Origin of the sequence: Microcystis sp. M20BS1 (genome assembly GCF_020245305.1) — a bacterium.
Taxonomy (GTDB): Bacteria; Cyanobacteriota; Cyanobacteriia; order Cyanobacteriales; family Microcystaceae; genus Microcystis; species Microcystis ichthyoblabe_A.
The window spans coordinates 1-2,728 of record NZ_JADBUZ010000059.1 but is presented as its reverse complement, the minus strand read 5'-3'; the positions used below and the strand labels follow the sequence as shown (position 1 = coordinate 2,728).

Below are 2,728 nucleotides of genomic sequence, written 5' to 3'. Positions count from 1 at the left end.
TAACCTTAAAGTAATTAACAAGCGCAGACATTCCGCTTTTACCTTGGCTCGCTCTTTCTCGGCAATGTTCATCTTCGCCATCAAAGCTGAAGCAACCGGATTCGGTTGATTAAGAAAATCTCGCCAATTTAATTGATTTAACTGCACTACTTGATAGTTAAATTCTAATACCTTAAAATCGGGAAAATCGACTACATATTGACTAATCGCTTCTCTTTTTGGCTTTGAATAAGAAAAAATTACAATCGGATAAATCGGTAAGACAAATTTCTCATGAAAGCGAGCAAAATAAGTAAACATTCGCCGATTAAACCACTTGCGGGAACTTTCCTGCGCCTCCAGATGAATCAGAAAAAAAGATTCTTTTCCTCTAAACTTAACTTGTGCGACTAAATCGCTTTCATACCTTTCTCCTTCCGTGACATCCGTAAATACTTCTTTGTCTAAAAAAGTATTCGAGTCCCTATCTAAATAATCCATCAATTGAGGAAAAAATAACTCGATAAATTCGACAAAAAAGGTGGAGATTAACTCCTTAAATAAGCGATCATGGTCAATATTATTAGTCATGTAAATGTGTCTGTGATCGCTTCGATGGGTACAGTCAACAGTTCAAAGAACATGACATTATGGGGAAAGTAGTCTAATTCTGGTAGATATTATAACACATAAAAGCCAGATCGAAAAAAAGTTTTCGATAACTCCGTCTTGAGGCAGTCGTAAGAACTAAGCAGTTAAAGTATTTAACCAATTGATTAAATCTTCAACCGTAGAGAAATCGAATAAAGCTTCTCTCTCACAAGTCCAGAAAACGGGTTTCTCAAAGAAACCCGTTTTCTAAATAGCGCCTTTTTCTGATTTTTCTTGCCAAGTACCATGAAAACTGGGAGGGATAACACTGGGTAATTGCAGACAGCAAAGGGGTTCTTTTTCTAACTGCTGACTGTCATAGATTCTCACTTGGCTGCTGTGATTATTGCCGTCGTAAACCACGACGATTAACCATCCTGTCTCTGGAGATAAACCATCGGAGACAAAAATCGGTTCACTGCCATAACAGTTATTTTCTAGATAGGCAATAGTTAACTTACCTGTGGAGTGATTATAACAAGCGGGAAGTCCGATAATTTCCCGACGAATATCGCTATCGGGACGATGGACAGCTAAAAAAGTATTTTGCCATTTTTGTCCCGCCAGTTGCGGGGAAACCACAGGAAAATCACAGCTTAAATCTGAGAGAATTTCCTGATTAATCACCTTTGCTGATAGGGGATTAATAGTAATACTTGCCAATTTTCCGATGGCTAAGGTTTCGGTTTCACCCGTGGGAACTTCTTTTAAAAATTGATTAGTTTTAAAGTCATCATAACGGACAAAAACAATTTCAAGATTGCCTTGCTCATTCACACAACCATTAGCAAAGTGCCATTGAAACCATGAATCGGTAACACTTTCACTGACTAATTCCAGAGAATCTCGCTCAAAAATTAGTATTCTTGTTCCTAATTTTGGCTGCCACTGCATGGCATCACTAAAAGTTTTAAATCCCAACAGTATCAATAATTTATCCGCTTTTATCGGTGGAACGAAAAAGACCAAATACTGTCCTGCTAAAACAAAGTCATGCAGCAGAGACAATCTATCTAACTCAAAAGTGTTTTTCTGGATAATTTGACCAGTGGAGTCAGACTTATAGAGATTTAAACTAACTTTAGCACCGATTGTCACCCCGAAATTAAAAATCTCTCCTCTGGACAAATCTAGCTTAGGATGAGCGGAAAAAGTTTCCTTTGCTTGTAACCTAGATAAATTATCTAAACCTAGGGTTTCTAAAGATTGTAAATCTAATTTATGGGGAAAACCCCCTTCCCAGAGAGCTAATAATTTATCGGGTAAAGCTAACACCGAGGTGTTAGCGGCATTTTTTACCTCTTTTCCCCAATTATTCCAAAAGAAGCTGGGGGCATTCATGCCATAATTAGGAAATAAATATTGATTAGCGGTACTTTCTTGCTGATAACCAGCAGTCTGAACATAAAGATAGGTGGCACTGGCTCCATTATCATGAAAATGTACAGCTAAAACTGCCCCATCTCCGTCAAACCAATGACCAACTTTTTGCTTACCTCTTTCTAATCTCCCCGGACCATTGCGATAGAGACTACCCCGCAATCCATCGGGAATTTTCCCCGATAATAAGGTTAATTGGGTTTCAGAAAATTCCACTGCTGGTTTTTCTAAAGATTTTGCCCAAGCTTTCATAGATTTGCTTTTTTAGTGATTACATAGTTGAGTATAGCCCTAGACTAGGTTCAATGACAATAATTTCGGAAGTTTACCAGTTAATTAGTATTCGTCACAACCGATAAATTATATCATTATAAAGTATCGGGATCAATTCCCAGAGAACGGATATATTCAGCTAAACATTCAGCTTTAAAACGCTCCTGTTCTAATTGTAAACTTGCTTGTTCAGCTTTAAGACGCTCTTGTTCTAATTGTAAACTTGCTTGTTCAGCTTTAAGACGCTCTTGTTCTAATTGTAAACTCGCTTGTTCAGCTTTTTGAGATAACTCAAGAGAAGTTGAAAATTTCTGACCATCTAAACTATAAATTTCTAACCCATCTTCTCTCAAATCAAATCGGATACTTAACCGAGGACTAACCCATCCCTTAATCTCAGGTATAGAACTTAATAGTCCTTCCTGTCTCAACCATCCTTGAAAAT

General features: G+C 37.5%; 2 protein-coding genes and 2 pseudogenes. All 4 read right to left on the bottom strand.

Going from position 1 to position 2,728, the window contains the following annotated elements; translation table 11 throughout:
- Positions 1 to 570: RpnC/YadD family protein (locus IM507_RS05925; protein ID WP_272072000.1), on the bottom strand; the 570-nt coding region annotated here is incomplete at its 3' end.
- Positions 571 to 726: 156 nt separating this feature from the next.
- Positions 727 to 792: pseudogene (locus IM507_RS23655) on the bottom strand (DUF4351 domain-containing protein); the annotation flags it as partial.
- A gap of 45 nt (positions 793 to 837) precedes the next feature.
- The gene (locus tag IM507_RS05920) at positions 838 to 2,262 is read right to left on the bottom strand and encodes a carotenoid oxygenase family protein (protein ID WP_002737275.1); all 1,425 of its coding nucleotides are present in this window, start codon (positions 2,260 to 2,262) and stop codon (positions 838 to 840) included.
- Positions 2,263 to 2,378: 116 nt separating this feature from the next.
- Positions 2,379 to 2,728: pseudogene (locus IM507_RS05915) on the bottom strand (Uma2 family endonuclease); the annotation flags it as partial.